This is a genomic window from Telluria sp. ZT3P26 (assembly GCF_059686035.1).
On the sequence record NZ_JCASII010000004.1, the window covers coordinates 1 to 18,253 of the forward strand.

General features: G+C 62.8%; 15 protein-coding genes, 2 rRNA genes and 1 pseudogene. 11 read left to right on the forward strand and 7 right to left on the reverse strand.

The features are described from left to right. Both AC56LN_RS13695 and rrf read left to right on the forward strand, forming a co-directional pair. Positions 1–1,156: ribosomal RNA gene (locus AC56LN_RS13695) — 23S ribosomal RNA — on the forward strand; the annotation flags it as partial. Positions 1,157–1,314: 158 nt separating this feature from the next. Beyond that, positions 1,315–1,427 (forward strand): 5S ribosomal RNA (rrf, locus tag AC56LN_RS13700). Positions 1,428–1,603: 176 nt separating this feature from the next. Here the strand turns inward: rrf and AC56LN_RS13705 are convergent. From AC56LN_RS13705 to AC56LN_RS13725, 5 genes are all read right to left on the reverse strand, one after another. Then, positions 1,604–1,945 carry a DUF1840 domain-containing protein gene (locus tag AC56LN_RS13705; RefSeq protein ID WP_482897277.1) on the reverse strand — a complete coding sequence of 114 codons (342 nt, stop codon included), beginning with the start codon at positions 1,943–1,945 and terminating at the stop codon, positions 1,604–1,606. 69 nt (positions 1,946–2,014) lie between these two features. Continuing rightward, positions 2,015–3,568 (reverse strand): putative ABC transporter permease subunit, encoded by a 1,554-nt coding sequence (locus tag AC56LN_RS13710; RefSeq protein ID WP_499572499.1) that lies wholly within the window; start codon positions 3,566–3,568, stop codon positions 2,015–2,017. Continuing rightward, positions 3,565–4,299 (reverse strand): ABC transporter ATP-binding protein, encoded by a 735-nt coding sequence (locus AC56LN_RS13715; RefSeq protein ID WP_499572501.1) that lies wholly within the window; start codon positions 4,297–4,299, stop codon positions 3,565–3,567. Before AC56LN_RS13715 ends, AC56LN_RS13710 begins: the two co-directional genes overlap by 4 nt. 8 nt (positions 4,300–4,307) lie before the next feature. Further along, the gene (locus tag AC56LN_RS13720; protein WP_499572503.1) at positions 4,308–4,814 is read right to left on the reverse strand and encodes a hypothetical protein; all 507 of its coding nucleotides are present in this window, start codon (positions 4,812–4,814) and stop codon (positions 4,308–4,310) included. A 40-nt stretch (positions 4,815–4,854) separates the two neighbouring features. Continuing rightward, positions 4,855–6,384 carry a YifB family Mg chelatase-like AAA ATPase gene (locus AC56LN_RS13725; RefSeq protein WP_499572505.1) on the reverse strand — a complete coding sequence of 510 codons (1,530 nt, stop codon included), beginning with the start codon at positions 6,382–6,384 and terminating at the stop codon, positions 4,855–4,857. A gap of 236 nt (positions 6,385–6,620) precedes the next feature. On the opposite strand from AC56LN_RS13725, the gene AC56LN_RS13730 reads away from it, so the two are divergent. Together AC56LN_RS13730 and AC56LN_RS13735 are read left to right on the forward strand one after the other, a co-directional pair. Beyond that, the gene (locus AC56LN_RS13730; protein WP_499572507.1) at positions 6,621–7,547 is read left to right on the forward strand and encodes an ABC transporter ATP-binding protein; all 927 of its coding nucleotides are present in this window, start codon (positions 6,621–6,623) and stop codon (positions 7,545–7,547) included. Positions 7,548–7,556: 9 nt separating this feature from the next. Next, positions 7,557–11,138 (forward strand): ABC transporter permease/M1 family aminopeptidase, encoded by a 3,582-nt coding sequence (locus tag AC56LN_RS13735; protein WP_499572509.1) that lies wholly within the window; start codon positions 7,557–7,559, stop codon positions 11,136–11,138. Positions 11,139–11,166: 28 nt separating this feature from the next. Here AC56LN_RS13735 and AC56LN_RS13740 read toward each other — a convergent pair whose 3' ends face one another. Together AC56LN_RS13740 and AC56LN_RS13745 are read right to left on the reverse strand one after the other, a co-directional pair. After that, the gene (locus AC56LN_RS13740) at positions 11,167–11,685 is read right to left on the reverse strand and encodes a DUF1579 family protein (RefSeq protein ID WP_499572511.1); all 519 of its coding nucleotides are present in this window, start codon (positions 11,683–11,685) and stop codon (positions 11,167–11,169) included. Between the two features lie 280 nt (positions 11,686–11,965). Further along, positions 11,966–12,199 (reverse strand): annotated as a pseudogene (locus tag AC56LN_RS13745) (accessory factor UbiK family protein); the annotation flags it as partial. A gap of 261 nt (positions 12,200–12,460) precedes the next feature. On the opposite strand from AC56LN_RS13745, the gene AC56LN_RS13750 reads away from it, so the two are divergent. From AC56LN_RS13750 to AC56LN_RS13780, 7 genes are all read left to right on the forward strand, one after another. Then, positions 12,461–13,195 (forward strand): TorF family putative porin, encoded by a 735-nt coding sequence (locus tag AC56LN_RS13750; protein WP_499561467.1) that lies wholly within the window; start codon positions 12,461–12,463, stop codon positions 13,193–13,195. A 19-nt stretch (positions 13,196–13,214) separates the two neighbouring features. Beyond that, positions 13,215–13,553, forward strand: a complete 339-nt coding sequence (gene glnK, locus AC56LN_RS13755) for a P-II family nitrogen regulator (RefSeq protein ID WP_137171558.1) — start codon at positions 13,215–13,217, stop codon at positions 13,551–13,553. Between the two features lie 14 nt (positions 13,554–13,567). Next, on the forward strand, positions 13,568–14,968 hold the full coding sequence (locus AC56LN_RS13760) for an ammonium transporter (protein ID WP_499572513.1): 1,401 nt from the start codon (positions 13,568–13,570) through the stop codon (positions 14,966–14,968). Between the two features lie 162 nt (positions 14,969–15,130). After that, complete coding sequence (gshA, locus tag AC56LN_RS13765; protein WP_499572514.1) at positions 15,131–16,432, forward strand: glutamate--cysteine ligase; 1,302 nt, start codon at positions 15,131–15,133, stop codon at positions 16,430–16,432. Positions 16,433–16,520: 88 nt separating this feature from the next. Further along, positions 16,521–17,465, forward strand: a complete 945-nt coding sequence (gene gshB / locus AC56LN_RS13770) for a glutathione synthase (RefSeq protein WP_499572515.1) — start codon at positions 16,521–16,523, stop codon at positions 17,463–17,465. Positions 17,466–17,469: 4 nt separating this feature from the next. Then, positions 17,470–17,871 (forward strand): PTS sugar transporter subunit IIA, encoded by a 402-nt coding sequence (locus AC56LN_RS13775; RefSeq protein ID WP_343024972.1) that lies wholly within the window; start codon positions 17,470–17,472, stop codon positions 17,869–17,871. A 76-nt stretch (positions 17,872–17,947) separates the two neighbouring features. Further along, positions 17,948–18,217 carry an HPr family phosphocarrier protein gene (locus tag AC56LN_RS13780; protein WP_183556652.1) on the forward strand — a complete coding sequence of 90 codons (270 nt, stop codon included), beginning with the start codon at positions 17,948–17,950 and terminating at the stop codon, positions 18,215–18,217. The last annotated feature ends 36 nt before the right edge of the window (positions 18,218–18,253 follow it).

Here is an 18,253-nt window from a genome sequence, read left to right on the forward strand (position 1 = left end):
AGGATGAACGGGTTGCAATAAAATGGTGGCTGCGACTGTTTAATAAAAACACAGCACTCTGCAAACACGAAAGTGGACGTATAGGGTGTGACGCCTGCCCGGTGCTGGAAGATTAAATGATGGGGTGCAAGCTCTTGATTGAAGTCCCAGTAAACGGCGGCCGTAACTATAACGGTCCTAAGGTAGCGAAATTCCTTGTCGGGTAAGTTCCGACCTGCACGAATGGCGTAACGATGGCCACACTGTCTCCTCCCGAGACTCAGCGAAGTTGAAATGTTTGTGATGATGCAATCTACCCGCGGCTAGACGGAAAGACCCCATGAACCTTTACTGTAGCTTTGCATTGGACTTTGAATCAATCTGTGTAGGATAGGTGGGAGGCTTTGAAGCGGACACGCTAGTGTTCGTGGAGCCAACCTTGAAATACCACCCTGGTTCATTTGAGGTTCTAACCTTGGTCCGTTATCCGGATCGGGGACAGTGCATGGTAGGCAGTTTGACTGGGGCGGTCTCCTCCTAAAGTGTAACGGAGGAGTTCGAAGGTACGCTAATTACGGTCGGACATCGTGATGATAGTGCAATGGCATAAGCGTGCTTAACTGCGAGACCGACAAGTCGAGCAGGTACGAAAGTAGGACATAGTGATCCGGTGGTTCTGTATGGAAGGGCCATCGCTCAACGGATAAAAGGTACTCTGGGGATAACAGGCTGATTCCTCCCAAGAGTTCATATCGACGGGGGAGTTTGGCACCTCGATGTCGGCTCATCACATCCTGGGGCTGTAGCCGGTCCCAAGGGTATGGCTGTTCGCCATTTAAAGTGGTACGTGAGCTGGGTTTAAAACGTCGTGAGACAGTTTGGTCCCTATCTGCCGTGGGCGTTGGAAATTTGAAGGGGGCTGCTCCTAGTACGAGAGGACCGGAGTGGACGAACCTCTGGTGTACCGGTTGTCACGCCAGTGGCATTGCCGGGTAGCTAAGTTCGGAAGAGATAACCGCTGAAAGCATCTAAGCGGGAAACTTGCCTTGAGATGAGATTTCCCAGAGCCTTGAGCTCTTTAAAGGGTCGTTCGAGACCAGGACGTTGATAGGCTGGGTGTGGAAGTGCAGTAATGCATTAAGCTAACCAGTACTAATTGCCCGTACGGCTTGTCCCTATAACCTTGGTAGTCCAGGGTTAGCAAGAGTTCAGCTGTTGTTGATACAAATACGACCCCAAACAAAAACTACTTCTTCCAGATTCAGAGTACCTACTTGCGTAGGGTGGACGGGTTTCCCGTCCACGCGTTCAACGACGATACTCGTACAAGTTATGCCTGATGACCATAGCAAGTCGGTCCCACCCCTTCCCATCCCGAACAGGACCGTGAAACGACTTTGCGCCGATGATAGTGCTGCAACCAGTGTGAAAGTAGGTTATCGTCAGGCTAGTTATATAGAAAAGCCCCACTCAGTGATCTGAGTGGGGCTTTTCGCTTTGGCCGATCGATTTCGACTGATCCAGGGATCACTGATCATTAAAGCCACTTCAACGCCAGAAAAAAAGCCCGCTGACTCAGATCAGCGGGCTTTTTTCATACAGACACGAATAACCCAGAGCCTGCTTACACACCCCAGAGGATATCGGTCTTGTTGTCACGCGCCGAGCGCAGCATTTCCAGCAATGGATACATGCGCGTCGAGAAACTGACGACCTCGATCGCCTGGTGCTCATGGTCATCTTCATCGCGGTGATGCGCCTGAACATCATGCGCCACCTGATCCGACACCTGATGCTTGCGCGACTCTTCGATCTCGTCCTCGATCAGCGAAATCACCTGGGTGGCTTCGGCCGACGTAATCACACCGCGCTCCGGCTCCTTGTGCAGCAGGTCAAGGATACGTTTGGCATGTTCCTGATACATCAGAACTTCTGGATACGATTTGCATTTAAAAGTAATCAACATAGCTATCTCTTGGTTTTGTTAGTAATTAAACGATATCACGACTGACGCACCTTCACAGTGCGGTCGCGCTCACATCGGACGGGACCGTAACATCCACGCAATGCCAGGGACGGAAATGGCGAGCAACGCAGCGCCGGTCGCTGCGAGCATGCCCACCTTGTCCAGTGGGCCAAGCGTCGCAGCCGACAGCAGCCATCCCAACGCGCCCCATGCCAGGCTGTTGCCCAACTCAAGCACGTTCATCACGAAGCCACCCTTGCCACGGCCCTTGAAATTGGTGCGGACGCCAGGGCGCCCACACCAGAATACGACCAGGCCGGCACCGGCAACGGCCCCGCATACCACAAGGCATGCGACCAGTCCTGCAGCCGGCATGCGCACTGTCAGCCATAGCAGGGGAAGAGCCACCACGCCCAGTACTGGCAGCATCGCCGCTGCCAGCTTGGCGCGCCGCACCGTGCGCCGTGATGCGGGCGATGCCAGCAGCAGATCCGGCGCATCCTCGGCCGACAAGGCAATCCATGCCAACGCGCCCGTCAGCGAACTGCACAGCAGGGCCAGGCCCGCACCGATGGCTTGCACCTGCACGTCGGCGCGCTTGAAAATCAGGAAAAACAACGGCAGCAAAAACAGTATTTGCAGCATCACCTGCGACAGCAATTGCGGATCGCGCACGATCAGGCGCCATTCCTTGACGACCACCGTGCCGAACAGGCTGCGCCCGAAGCGGGGCTGCAGTGGCATCGCCGAAGCCTTGCCCGCAGCTGTTGACGGCGACGACGCGGCCAGTTGCAGACCGCGCGCAAAGAAGCGGTGCGTGCGCCAGGTCGTCAGCATGAACATGGCGCAGGTGAGCGCCCCGAGCAGCAGCACTGGCAACGGCTCGCCCAGCATCGCCCGCGCCGGCAGCCAGAGCGGGTTATCCGCCGCACCCTCCCTCTGCACCAGTCCGAGCACGGTATCGCGGATGCGCTCCTGCGTCTGCCTTGACGTGAGCGCATGCAGCTGCGACGCGATGACGAGCAGCGCGCCAGCCAGCGCCCCGACGATCTGCGCCACGACGCGCGTGAGGCGCGCACCGAGCATGCGCACGAGGCCCAGCGTGAGCAGCATGGCAGCACAACTGCACAGCACCGCAAGGGCGATCACGCCGGGATAGATGCCGAGCCAGCGAAATTGGCCCTGCAGCAGTCCTGCATGCGCGAACGGCGCCAGGAAAAACAGGTACAGCGCCGCCGTGCCCGCGCACACGCCAAGCAGGCGCACGGTGAAAATGCTGCGCGAGGGCAGGGGCGACGATAGCAGCAGATCGAGGTCGCTGCGTTCGAACATCACCACGACGCAGGCTTTGATCGCGGACGACAGCATGAAGGTCGTGGCCACGATCAGCAGCGCGGACACCGCCAGCAGGATGCGGGGATCGTCGCCCGGCATCCCTGCCAGCTGGCGCACGACAAACCAGCTTGCGACATGCATCACGATACAGCCGGTGGCCGCCAGACCGAGCGCCATATTGCCTGGCCGGCGCCGCCCGTCCGCCGCTTTGCCGCCGGCGGCATTGAACCAGGCGAGCCGCAGCTCGTGCCGCAGCAGCCAGCCGACGCTGCCCGGCGCCAGTCTCATGGCGCAGCCATCAGGTGCAGGAACATGTCTTCCAGGCTGCCGCCCTGCGTGCGCTCGCGCAGCGCGTCCAGCGTGCCTTCGGCGATCAGCCGGCCCTGGCGGATGATGCCGATGCGGTGCGCCAGGCGCTCGGCCACTTCAAGAATGTGTGTTGTCAGGATGACGGTCCCGCCCTTGGCGACGTGCGCCAGCAGCAGGTCTTTCACCTGGCGCGCCGCTGCTGCGTCCAGGCCGGTGAGCGGCTCGTCAAGGATCAAGAGTTCCGGGTCGTGGATCAGGGCGCCGGCCAGCGCGAGCTTTTGCTTCATCCCGCGCGAAAAACCTTCGGTCAGCTCGTTCGCATGCTGGGTCAGGTCGAGCCAGTCGAGCAGTTCGCGTGCGCGCGGTTCGGCGTGCTGCGCCGCCACACCCCACAACCCCGCGACGAATTCGAGGTACTCGAATGGCTTGAGCTTCCCGTACAACATCGGCTCGTCCGGCAGGTAGGCCAGCTTCGCTTTGGCTGCTGCCGGCGCCGCAGTCATGTTCACGCCCAGCACCTCGATCGTGCCGGCATCGGGCGCCAGCAGGCCCGTGACCAGGCGCAGCGTCGTCGTCTTGCCGGCGCCGTTCGGCCCGAGCAGCGCATAGAACTCGCCGCGCCGGACCAGGAGGTCCAGGCCATCGACGGCAGGGCGACCGAAGTGCTTGCGCAGGCCGACCAGGCGCAGGGCGGGAAGCTGGTCATCCATGGGCGACCTTAATAGCTGGTGAAGGAGGTGAGGAACTGCTCGACCTGTTCCGGCGGCGTCTTGCCTGCGGGGCCAAGCACGATGACCTGGTAGAAGCGGTTGCCCTTGGCGGCGAAGCGTCCGCTCAGGTGCATTGACGCGCCCTGACCGGCGCCCGTGGCATCCACGCTCAGGTCAGCGGTGACAGGGGCGTCGGGCGCGCCGATATTGCGCAGCAGCGCCAGGCGCATGGCCGGCAGCGCTGCCTGCGCGCCAGCCGCATCGGGCGCCACGCCCGTGCCGACGGCGAAGGTCGTGTTGTCCACCTTGGCCGCTGTCATGGTCATCTCGACCTGCAAGCCGTTCAGGTCCACGGTGCGGGTCAGGGTTGCGGGCTTGGCCGGAAACAGCGCCTTGAAGCGGCCATCCTCGCTCGTGTAGTCACGCCAGTTATAGGCCGGATTGCAGCCGGCCAGCAGCGCGCTGGCCAGGAGGATCGGGACAATCTGCAGGGCACGCACGGGAGAGGGTCGCATGCGTCGATGGTAACAGCAGCGCCGCAGAACGCAAGACCTGCTAATCGCCCTGCAAGGCGCGCCGGTAGCCGATCGCCTCGGCCACGTGTGCGGCTGCCACATGCTCGCTGCCGGCCAGGTCGGCCACCGTGCGCGCCACCTTGAGCACGCGGTGATACGCGCGCGCCGACCAGTGCAGGTGCTGCGCCGTCGCGTGCAACAGGCGTGCTCCCGCTTCGTCGGGCGCGCAGTAACGGTCGATGTCGCGCGGGCCCAGATGGCTGTTGGGCCAGCCCTGGCGCGCCACCTGTAAATCGCGCGCCTGCGCGACCCGCGCTGCGATCATGCTGCTTGGTTCTCCGTCGGCGCGTGCGCTCATGCTCTCGGGTTCCAGCGCCGCGACCGGCAACTGGATATCGATGCGGTCGAGCAGGGGCCCGGAAATGCGACTCTGATAGCGCAGCACGGCGGCCTCATGGCAGCGGCACTTGCCGCTGGCGTGACCGAGCCAGCCGCACGGACACGGATTCATCGCCGCGATCAGTTGGAAGCGTGCCGGAAAATCAGCCTGGTGCGCGGCGCGCGAAATCGTGATCTGCCCAGACTCGAGCGGCTCGCGCAGCACCTCGAGCACGCGCCGGTCAAACTCGGGCAGCTCGTCCAGGAACAGCACGCCATGATGCGCGAGCGAGACTTCGCCAGGGCGCGGCACGCTGCCACCGCCCACCAGGGCCACGCCGGATGTCGTGTGATGCGGGCTGCGAAATGGCCGCTGGCGCCATCGCTGCGGCGAGAAACCGCCGGCAAGCGATTGCACGGCGGCCGATTCGAGCGCTTCGGCGTCGCTCATCAACGGCAGCAGGCCAGGCAGGCGCGCCGCCAGCATGCTCTTGCCCGCACCGGGCGGGCCGACCAGCAAACAGGAATGGGCACCGGCCGCTGCCACCTCAAGCGCGCGCTTGGCATGCTGCTGGCCCTTGACCTCGGCGAAATCGGGGTAGCGCACCGCCTGCGCAAGGGCCGGTCCCACATGGCGAACGAGCCTGGGCGCGTCGGGCGCATTGGCGAAGTGCGCGCAAACTTCGAGCAGCGTGCGCGCCGGCAGGATCTCGGCGGCTTCGACCAGCGCCGCTTCGTCGGCATTGGCCAGTGGCAGGATGAAAGCCCGTCCCTGTGCATCCGATTGTGCAGAACCCGCACGCACCATCGCAAATGCCATCGCCAATGCGCCGCGGATCGGCCGCAGCTCGCCCGACAGCGACAGCTCGCCGGCGAACTCGTAGCGCGCCAGTGCATCGCCGCGGATCTGGTGCGATGCGGCCAGGATGCCCAGTGCGATCGGCAGATCGAAGCGCCCCGATTCCTTGGGCAGATCGGCTGGCGCGAGATTGATCGTGATGCGGCGCGGCGGGATATCGAAGCCCGAATTCTGCAGCGCTGCGCGCACGCGGTCCTTCGCTTCGCGCACCTCGGTGTCGGGCAGGCCGACGATCGTCCAGCCGGGCAGGCCGTTGGCCAGATGGACTTCGACATTGACCGGCGGCGCTGCCATGCCGGCCAGCGCGCGGCTTTTCAGGACGGCGAGACTCATCGGATTCCTTCTGCAGAACGCCAGGGTGCCCCATCCTAAAGCGCAGATCGCACCACCGTTTGAGAGCGGACAGGCGTGCGCGCCTGGCCGTTCATGACAGGTGCATATACCGGCCATTTCGTCGTTCATGCCGGGATTCATACCGTCTGTCACAAAATGCTGACATTGCTTTTTATTAACGCTACATTGATCGTGAACAACAACGATAACCACAACCGTCCCCGGAGAATCAGTCCATGCTATCGATTAAGCAGCTCAACAAGACCTATGCCAACGGCGTCAAGGCGATCAACAATGTCAGTCTCGAGATCCCGAACGGCATGTTCGGCCTGCTCGGTCCGAACGGCGCCGGCAAGTCGTCGCTGATGCGCACGATCGCCACGCTGCAGGACCCCGACAGTGGCAGCATCGATTTCAACGGCCTGGATGTGTTGAAGGACAAGGAAGGCCTGCGTCGCCAGCTCGGTTACCTGCCGCAGGACTTCGGCGTCTACCCGAAAGTCAGCGCCGAAAAACTGCTGAATCACTTCGCCGTCCTCAAGGGCCTGACGGCCAAGGGCGAGCGCAAGGAGATGGTCGAGGCGCTGCTGCACCAGACCAATCTGTGGGAAGCGCGCTCGCGCGGCCTGGGCACCTTTTCGGGTGGCATGCGCCAGCGCTTCGGCATCGCGCAGGCGCTGCTTGGCGCGCCGCGCCTGGTGATCGTCGATGAACCGACCGCAGGTCTGGACCCCGATGAACGCAACCGCTTCCTGAACCTGCTGGCCAAGATCGGCGAGCAGGTCGTCGTGATCCTGTCGACCCACATCGTCGAAGACGTCACCGACCTGTGCCCGCGCATGGCGATGATCGCGAAGGGCACGGTACTGCTGCAGGGCGAGCCGCAAGCCGCCATCGACACGCTCAGGAGCCGCGTGTGGCGCCGCACCGTCAGCCAGGATGCGCTGGCCGAGTACCAGCGCGATTTCAACGTGCTCTCCACGCGCCTGGTGGCAGGGCGTCCGCAGATCAACGTGTTTGCCGAGTCGCAGCCGGACGACGGCTTCGTCAGCGTCGAGCCGGACCTGGAAGACGTCTACTTCCTCCAGATCCGCAACGCCAACCGCGCGGCTGCTCAGACAACCGATGCGGCGCCGGCATCCACCGCACCGGTCGTCGCATAAGGAGCCGGCATGCTACGGGAATTCTTCAAGTTTGAGCTGGGTATCCAGCTGCGCCAGCCGCTGTTGTGGGTGTGCGCGCTGATCTTCGGTGCGCTGGCCTTTGGCGCGACCACCACCGATGCGATCCAGATCGGCGGCAGCATCGGCAACGTGAACCGCAATGCGCCGGTCGTCGTCGCGCAACTGCTCGGCGTCTTCAGCCTGATGTCGATGTTTGTCGTCACCATCTTCATCGCCGGCTCGGTGCTGCGCGATGGCGACGTCGGCATTTCCGACATGCTGTTTGCAACGCCGATGAAAAAGCACGACTACCTCGTCGGCCGCTTCCTGGCGGGCCTGGTGGCCTGCATGGTGATCTTTGCCGTGATCGTGGCGGGCATGATGCTTGGTCCCCTGATGCCGTGGATCGACGCCGAGCGCGTGGGCCCGTTCCCCGGCGCCGCCTATCTGTGGGCGCTGTGCGTGCTGGTGGTGCCGAACCTGCTGTTCATCGGCGCCTTGCTGATGCTGCTGGCTGCGACCACGCGCTCGATCATGATGGTGTATGTCGGCGTGATGGCGTTCTTCGTGCTGTGGATCCTGGCCGGCAAGTTCACCAGCAATATCGACAACGAGTGGATCGCCGTGCTGGCCGACCCGTTCGGCCTGCGCGCCCTTGGCCGCGCCACGCGCTACTTCTCGACGGCAGAATCGAATGCCGGCCTGCCGGCCATCGGCGGTTATATGCTGGCCAACCGGCTGTTATGGAGCATGGTTGGCCTGGCGCTGCTTGGTCTCACGCTGGCGCTGTTCAAGCCGCAGCGCGCCGGCACCGGCAAACGCCTGTTCGGCAAGGCCAAAGCGGCAGCGCCGGCAGCGGGCACGCCGGCGCACGTCGCGCTGCCACGCATCGCGCCGCGCTTCACCCGCGGCACGCGCTGGACCCAATGCTGGCACATCTTCGTCTTCGATGCGGTCGCCGTGTTCAAGAGCGTGCCGTTCCTGGTCATGCTGCTGTTCGGCGTGCTCAATATGGTGGGCAGCTCCAGTCAGCTGGGCCAACTGTTCGGCACCGACGTCTATCCGCGCACCTACCTGATGATCGAGCTGCTCAAGGGCAGCTACAACTTCCTGCTGCTGATCATCGTGATCTTCTACGCCGGTGAACTGATCTTCAAGGAGCGCCAGGCCGGCATCGCCGACGTGAACGATGCGATGCCGATGCCGAACTGGGCGCCGCTGGTGGCGAAAAGCCTGGCCCTGGTTGGCGTGGTGCTGGCCTTCCTGTTGGCCGGGATCCTGACCGCGATCGCCATCCAGCTGTACAAGGGTGGGGCGCCGATCGAGCCGATGGTGTACCTGCAGGGCGTGTTCATGGCGGGCACGCCATACATCCTGATGGCGCTGATCGCCGTGGCGCTGCAGGTCATCACGAACAACAAGTTTCTGGGCTACCTCTTCATGATCGTGCTGATCGTGGCGCAGATCGTCCTGTCGGTCCTGCACTTCGATCACAACCTGTACAACATCGCCCTGCTGCCCGAGACGCCGTATTCGGACATGAACGGCTTCGGCCACTTCGTCAAGGGCTGGTCGTGGTTCGCGCTGTACTGGACCCTGTTTGCCGTGGCGGGCCTGATCGTGGCCCAGGCGTTCTGGGTACGTGGCCTGTCGGTCGAGTGGCGCACGCGCACGCGCGAAGCGACGCGGCGCCTGAAAAGCCCATCGGGCGTAGCGCTGGCCGCCTGCACGATCGCGTTCGCGCTGGTGGGTGGCTGGATTTTCCACAATACCGTCACGCTGGACCGCTACGAGGCGCAGAACGTGGCGATGGACAAGCAGGCCAGGTACGAAAAGACCTACCGCAAGTACAAGGACCTGCCGCACGTGAAGATCGTCGACGTGCGCGCCGCGGTGGACATCTACCCGGCCGAGCGGCGCGTGATGGTCAAGGGCCGCTACGTCTTCGAGAACAAGACGAACCAGCCACTCGACACGCTGCGCCTGCAAGTCAATCCGGACGTCGTGACCACCTTCGCCGGCCTGCCCGCGCACACGGTGGTCCTGGACGACCAGATAGCGGGCTTCCGTATCCTCAAGCTCGCGCAGCCGACAGCGCCGGGCGCCCGCCTGGCGCTGGACTTCACGGTCGACGTGCGCCGGCCCGGTTTTTCCAACGCGGGCAGGGGCGACACGCTCAACCTGAACGGCACGTTCTTCAACAACCGCGAGTTCTTCCCGCTGGTTGGCTACCAGAGCGAGTTCGAACTACTGGACCGCAACGAGCGCCGCAAGCGCGGCCTGGGCGAGCCGGAGCGCATGGCCAAGCTTGAAAACAAGGCGGCGCGTGCCAACACGATGTTCGGGGACGACGCCGACTGGATCAGTTTCGACACCACCGTTTCCACCAGCGGTGACCAGATCGCGCTGGCGCCGGGCTACCTGCAAAAGGCGTGGAAGGAAAATGGCCGCAACTACTATCGCTACAAGATGGACCAGAAGATGATGCCGTTCTTCGCTTACCTGTCAGCCGACTGGCAGATCAAAAAAAGCGACTGGCATGGCATTCCTATCGAGATCTATCATGATCCGAAGCACGCCTACAACATCGACCGGATGATCGCGGGCACGCAAAAGTCGCTCGACTACTTCACGACCCAGTTCACGCCCTACCAGCACAAGCAGGTGCGTATCCTGGAATTCCCGAACTACCAGCGCTTCGCGCAATCGTTCGCCAACACGATCCCGTTCTCGGAATCGATCGGCTTCATCGCCGACCTGCGCGACAAGGAAGACATCGACTACGTGTTCTACGTGACGGCGCACGAGATGGCGCACCAGTGGTGGGGCCACCAGGTCACGGCCGCGAATGTGCAGGGCGCGAGCATGCTGATCGAATCGCTGGCGCAGTACTCGGCGCTGATGGTGATGGAGAAGGAATACGGCCCGCACCAGATGCGCCGTTTCCTGCGCTATGAACTGGACCGCTACCTCAGTTCGCGCAGTGCCGAGAAGATCGAGGAACTGCCGCTGGTGCGCGTGGAAAACCAGGACTACATCCACTACCGCAAGGGCAGCCTGGTCTTCTACCGCCTGCGCGACGAGATCGGCGAAGCGGCACTGAACCGCGCCCTCAAGCGCTTCCTGCAGGACAAGGGCTATCAGGAGGCGCCGTTTGCGACATCCGCCGAACTGGTCGACTACATCCGCGCCGAAGCCCCGGTGGGCAAGCACGCGCTGATCGCCGACCTGTTCGAGCGCATCGTCTTCTACGATAACCGCGTGACCGAAGCGAAGGCCGTCAAGCGCCCGGACGGGCAGTGGGACGTGACGATGAAACTGCATCTGGCGAAAATGCAGGCCGACGGCAAGGGGCAGGAAACGCCGCGCACCTATGACGAAGCCGTGGAGATCGGCGTGTTCGCACGCGCGAAGGATGCCAAGGAATCGGACGAGCGGGTGCTGTTATTGGAGAAGCGCGTACTGCAGGGCGAGAATCCGACCGTGACGGTGACCGTCAAGGAGCAGCCGTTCGACGTTGGCATTGACCCGTACAACAAGCTGATCGACCGCGTGGCGCGTGACAACCGCAAGGAGGTCAGCATCGATTGACGCCCGCCGGCTACGCGCTCAGGCGCTTTTACTCGCGCCTGAGCGCGTAGCCGGCGAAGTGCTTCCACGAGCCGTCCGGCTGCGCCGCGTCGAGCGCGAACTGCCACGTCGCGCCCGCCGGATCGAAGCGCCAGGTATTGCGAAACGGGCCGCTCGGGTAGGGAATGGTGAAGGTGACGACGTTGCCGGTGATGTCGCCGCTTCCGTGCGGGATCGAGTATTTTGCGCCGAAGCTGTCCATCCAGTGCGCGATGACGGTCTTTGTGGCGGCGTCGTAGCCGACGAAGACGGCCGCTTCGTACTGCGCGGGCACCTGCACGTCCTGCATGCGCAGCTCGGTGAATGTGCCGTGCAAGGCCGGCCTGGCAACCATGCGGTAGGTGACCGGTTTGCCCCGCACATCACCTGTCATGGTCCAGGCGCCATCGAGCTGGCGCAGGATCTCGGGACGCACGTCACCGCCGGCAGGGGATGACTGCGCATGGAGCGACGCCGGCAGGGCCAGCATGGTGCAGGTGGTGATCAGCGCGGCATACTGTCGGGTCATCGTGGTCTCCGTAAAGACGACCAGTATAAGCCGGGATGCGCGTCAAAAGATGGCGACACGGGTGTGGCGCCACTGCCGCCGAGGCCGCCCGCGCAAGGCGGGCTGGCCTGTGGGCTGTTTAATGCTTGTCGAGCGTTGGCGGCACGACGATCGTCGGGTCTTCCGGTGCGCCCGGGAACGGCGCGGTGGCCGACGGCGCGGCGCCTGGCATCGGAATCGCCGAGCTGCCCGAGGTCGCAGAGGCAGCTGACGTCGACGCGGTTGCCGTGGTGCTGCCTGCACCCAGTCTGGCTTCGAGCTCACTCACGCGCAGTTCGAGCGCCTCGAGCTTGGTGCGGGTCTTGGCCAGCACCTGGGCCTGGATATCGAATTCCTCGCGCGTGACCAGATCGAGCTTCGAAAAGCCCGACGTCATGGCCGCCTTCACATTGCGTTCAATGTCCTTGGCCGGACCGCTCTCGAGCGCCTGGTTGATCTTGCCCTGCAAGTCGCTGAAGAAGTTGCTGTTACTCATATCCATTTCCCTTTCTGCCGAGGCCGCACGCTCCATGATGGTGCAATGTGACCTGATGTAGTGCGCCGAACGGCCGTCTGGGTGCCGTGTGCGGTCCGTTGTGTTAGTGCAAAACCGATGTGGGGCGTGTTTACCAAAAAAACAAGGACCTTTTTCCTGTTTATGAGCTGGCACGCATCCTGCTAAATAAAGCGTAGACAAAGAACATCACAAGGATCCACAAGCAGTCATTTTTCACGTTGTTCATCAAGGGGGTTTGTCATGAAGTGCAAAGCAAAATTCAGCGCAATTGTCCTGGCAGTGTTGGCTCTTACCAGCGCGCCGGGCATGGCACAGGAACAACCCGCCGAACATCAGGTGAGCTACAACGCGAGCATCACCAGCGACTACCGTTACCGCGGTCTGTCGCAAACAGCCCTCGACCCGGCCCTCCAGGGCGGCGTCGACTATGTACATGGCCCATCCGGCTTCTACGTGGGCACCTGGCTTTCCACCATCAAATGGACGAAAGATCTGGGCGGCGACGGCAATATCGAATGGGACGTATATGGCGGCAAGCGCGGTCAGTTGAGCGACGCGATCAGCTATGACATTGGCGGCCTGTATTACTACTACCCGGACAATGGCCTGAACCCGAGCGCGAACACGTTCGAGCTGTACGGCAAACTCGGCTACGGCCCGGCCTACATCAAGTACTCGCACTCGACGACCAATCTGTTCGGCACTGCAGACAGCAAGCGCAGCGGCTACCTGGACGTGGGCGCCGACATCGACGTCAGCAACGGCTTCATCCTGAACCTGCACGTCGGGCGCCAGAAACTGAAGAACAACAGCGCGTTTTCGTACACCGACTACAAGGTCGGCGTCACCAAGGACTTCGGCGTCGCCACCGTGGCGCTGGCGTGGCACAAGGCGAATACCGACGCCTACCTGAGCCCGGAAGGCAAGAATCTCGGCAAGTCTGCCGCCGTGCTGTCCGTCTCAAAAACTTTTTGATTGCAAAAGAGGCAATACCATGAAAATGATCACCGCCATCATCAAGCCCTTCAAGCTCGACGAAGTGCGAGAGGCGCTGTCGGAAATCAACGTGCAAGGCATGACGGTGACCGAAGTGAAGGGTTTCGGTCGCCAGAAAGGCCACACCGAGCTGTACCGTGGTGCCGAGTACGTCGTCGACTTCCTGCCCAAGATCAAGATCGAAGCCGCTGTCGACGACGCCATCGTCGACCAGGTCATCGATGCGATCCAGGGCGCTGCCCGCACCGGCAAGATCGGTGACGGCAAGATCTTCGTGGCCGACCTGAACCAGGTCATCCGTATCCGTACCGGCGAGACCGGCAACGACGCACTGTAAGAGGGAATGTTTTCATGAAGCGTATAACTACAACGATACTGACCGCCTTGCTGGGCCTGGGCGTCGCCCTGCCGGCCATGGCGGCGCCGTCCATCAACAAGGGGGATACGGCCTGGATGTTCGTCGCCACGCTGCTGGTGATCCTGATGACCATTCCCGGCCTGGCGCTGTTCTACGGCGGCCTCGTGCGCGCCAAGAACATGCTGTCGGTGCTGATGCAGGTGATGATGGTATTTGCCCTCGTGATCGTGCTGTGGTGCCTGTACGGCTACTCGCTGGCCTTCACGCAGGGCAATGCGTTCATTGGCGGCTTCGACCGCGCCTTCCTGCAAGGCATCTGGGATCCGGTCGCCGGCAAGTTTGCGATGGCCGCGACCTTCAGCAAAGAGACGATGATCCCTGAATTCATCTTCGTCGCCTTCCAGGGCACCTTCGCAGCGATTACCTGCGCGCTGATCGTCGGCGCTTTTGCCGAACGCGCCAAGTTTGCGGCCGTGCTGGTGTTCGTCGTGCTGTGGTTCACGTTCGGCTACCTGCCGGTCGCGCACATGGTCTGGTTCTGGGCCGGTCCTGACGCCATCACCGACGCTGCCTCGCTGCAAACCGTTACCGCAGCTGCCGGCTACCTGTGGCAGCAGGGTGCGCTCGACTTCGCGGGCGGCACCGTGGTCCACATCAACTCGGCCGTCGCCGGCCTGGTGGGTGCCTATGTGATTGGCAAGCGGATCGGCTACGGCCGTGAATCGATGGCGCCTCACTCGCTGCCGATGACGATGGTCGGTGCGTCGCTCCTGTGGGTCGGCTGGTTCGGCTTCAATGCCGGCTCGGCGCTCGAAGCAGGCGACGTCGCTGCACTGGCGTTCCTGAACACGCTGCTGGCCACTGCCGGCGCGACCCTCACCTGGGTGCTGGGCGAGTGGATCTTCAAGCACAAGCCATCGATGCTGGGCGCCGCATCGGGCGCCGTGTCGGGCCTGGTGGCCATCACCCCGGGCGCCGGCTTCGTCGGTCCGATGGGCGCGCTGGTCATCGGCCTGCTGGCCGGTATCGTCTGCCTGTGGGGCGTGACGGGCATGAAGCGCCTGCTGCGCGCCGACGATTCGCTCGACGTGTTCGGCGTGCACGGCGTGGGCGGTATCCTGGGCGCGCTGCTGACCGGCGTGTTTGCGTCGCCGGCACTGGGCGGGCAGGGCGTGTGGGATTACACGACCAATGCCATGAACACGAGCTACTCGATCGCCAGCCAGCTGTGGATCCAGGCACATGCGATCGGCGTGACCGTCATCTGGTCGGCCGTCGTCGCCTTCATCGCCTTCAAGCTGGTGGATATCGTGATTGGTCTGCGTGTGCCGGAAGAAGAGGAACGCGAAGGCCTGGACATCACGAGCCACGGCGAGTCGGCTTACCGTTACTGATCTGCTCAGTCGTCGCTGTTCCCTGAAAACGTCGTCTCCGCGCAAGCGGGGACGGCGTTTTTTGCATTCTTCGCATTGCCCTTTAAAATAGCCTGACCAACCCCATATGCGATTCCCAACTTAAATTAACAACAAGAAGCGCACAACAAGGACGTCCAATCAATGGTTCCGCACCTCGCCACCGCCCAGACCGGTCCTTTGATGGACCTGGAAAAGAAAATCCTCGAAGCCACGCCTGCCATCGAGCGCTGGTTCCGCCTCGAGTGGCAGGAGCACACGCCGCCATTTTATTGCTCGGTCGATCTGCGCAATGCCGGCTACAAGCTCGCACCGGTGGACACCAACCTGTTCCCGGGCGGCTTCAACAACCTGGCCAGCGAGATGCTGCCGCTGACGGTGCAGGCGGCCATGGCCGCCGTCGACAAGTATTGCCCGGACGCGCGCAACCTGCTGCTGGTGCCGGACGCCGACCGCCGCAGCCCGATCTACCTGCAGAACGTCGCGCGCCTGATGCAGATCTTCCGCCAGACCGGCTTGCATGTCCGCCTTGGCACGTTCTCGCCCGACATCACCGAACCGACCCCGCTGGCGCTGCCTGACGGCAATATGCTCGTGCTCGAGCCCCTTGTGCGATCAAGCAATGGCCGCCGCGTCGGCCTGCCCGACTTCGACCCGTGCACCATCCTGCTCAACAATGATTTGTCCCGCGGGATCCCGTCGATCCTGGAAAACGTGCACGAGCAAGCCCTGCTGCCGCCGCTGCACGCCGGCTGGGCGCTGCGCCGCAAGAGCAATCACCTCAAGGCGCTGGACGAAGTGGCCAAGAAGTTCGGCAAGCTGATCGACATCGATCCGTGGCTGGTCAACCCGCTGCACAGCACCTGCGCCGAAGTCGACCTGCGCGAGAACGTCGGCACCGAAGCGCTGGCCGACGACGTCTCGGCGCTGTTCTCGAAGATCAAGAAGAAGTACAAGGAATACGGCATGAAGGAGCGCAAGCCCTTCGTGATCCTCAAGCCCGACGCCGGCACCTACGGCATGGGCATCATGACCATCAAGGACGCGAGCGAAGTACGCGACCTGACCCCGGCCCAGCGCGCGCGCATGTCGGTGGTCAAGGATGGCGTGGCCGTGACCGACCTGATCATCCAGGAAGGCGTGCCCACCTTCGAATCGATCGACGACGCGGTCGCCGAACCGGTCGTCTACATGATCGACCGCTATGTGGTCGGTGGCTTCTACCGCGTGCACGCCGAGCGCGGCATCGACCAGAACCTCAATGCGCCTGGTTCGCAGTTCGTGCCGCTGGCGTTCGCGCAGCAGCACGCGATGCCCGATCCGAAGGCCAAGCCGGGCACCGCCGCGCCCAACCGCTTTTACGTGTACGGCGTGGTCGCGCGCCTGGGCATGCTGGCCGCATCGCTGGAACTCGAACGCACCGATCCGAATCCGGAAGTGTACTGACGCACTGCGTCCGGCAAACCTCGGGGCCTGGTCCGCGAGGTTTGCCGATTCGGGCTAAAATCAAGGTATTACATCGATTGGACGCCCCATGAAAATCGCTTTTCTCGCCGACCCGCTGTCCGGATTCAAGATTTACAAGGATTCGACCTTCGCCATGATGCGCGAGGCGGCCCGGCGCGGTCATGCCCTGTACTTCTTCGAACAGCGCGACATGGTGCTTGAAGAGGGCATCGTCAGCGCGCGCGTGATGCAGATCCACCTGACGGGCGAGCCGGATGTCTGGTACACGGCCGATGCCGCAGTCGATGTGAAGCTGTCCGAATTCGACGCGATCATCGAGCGCAAGGACCCGCCGTTTGACATGGAATACGTCTACGGCACCTACCTGCTCGAACTGGCCGTGCGCCAGGGCGCCTGCGTGATCAACAGCCCGTCGGCGATCCGCGACCACAACGAAAAACTGGCGATCGGCCAGTTCAGCCAGTACACGTCGCCGACGATGGTCAGTTCGGACGAAGCGCGCCTGCGCGCCTTCCACGCCAAGCACGGCGACGTGATCTTCAAGCCGCTCGACGGCATGGGCGGTGCCGGCATCTTCCGCGTGAAAAGCGACGCGCTCAATCTGGGTTCGATCATCGAGACGCTGACGGCCAATGGCCGCCACACGATCATGGCCCAGAAATTCATCCCGGCGATCGACAAGGGCGACAAGCGCGTGCTGGTCATCGGCGGCAAGCCGGTGCCGTTCGTGCTGGCGCGGATTCCGCAGAATGGCGAAGTGCGCGGCAACCTGGCCGCCGGCGGCATCGGCGTGGCGCAGCCGCTCGGCGAGCGCGATCGCGAGATCGCTGAAGCCCTCGGCCCGTTGCTGGCCGAGCGTGGCCTGTTACTGGTAGGATTGGACGTCATCGGTGACAACCTGACCGAAGTGAACGTGACCAGCCCGACCTGCTTCCAGGAGATCTTCGACCAGACAGGTTTTGACGTGGCCGCGATGTTCATCGACGCGGTCGAACAGAAAGTACTTGGATAACGACATGGTAGGCATCCTGCTCCTGACCCACGCACCGCTGGGCCAGGCATTCATCGCCGCAGCAGCACACGTGTTTCGCGGCCCCACCGAGCGTGTCGAGGCAATCGACGTGACCGCTGACCAGGATATCGGCCAGATCAACTGCCTGGCCAAAGAGGCCATCGCACGCCTGGACGACGGCGACGGTGTGCTGGTGATCACCGACGTCAAGGGCGGCACGCCGTCGAACTGCTGCAATTCGCTGGCCGATGCAGGGCACGTGGAAGTCATCGCCGGCATCAGCCTGCCGATGCTGCTGCGCGCGATCACGTACCGGCGCGACTCGCTCGACGTGGTCGTTGAAATGGCACTGGCCGGCGCCCAGAACGGGGCAGTGCGGGTGGACAACCGGATCCGGGTGGGCTAGGGTCCGGCGGCGGCGACGATGCGCGCGAGGAGATGCCGGGCGCAGTCAGACACATTACAAAAACGATAAAGCGACTATGATTCAACAAGAACTCGAGATCATCAACAAGCTGGGCCTGCACGCACGGGCCTCCGCCAAGTTCACGCAACTGGCCGCCAGGTACAAGAGCGACGTCTGGCTTACCCGTAACGGCCGCCGCATCAATGCCAAGTCGATCATGGGTGTCATGATGCTCGCCGCCGGCAAGGGCGCCAAGGTCACGCTCGAAGCCGATGGCGCCGACGAAGAAGCCGCACTGGCCGCCCTGACGGCGCTCGTCAACGACAAGTTCGGTGAAGGTGAATAATGCCGCGTGAAGCGGTCCCCTCGCGTTCAACGGATT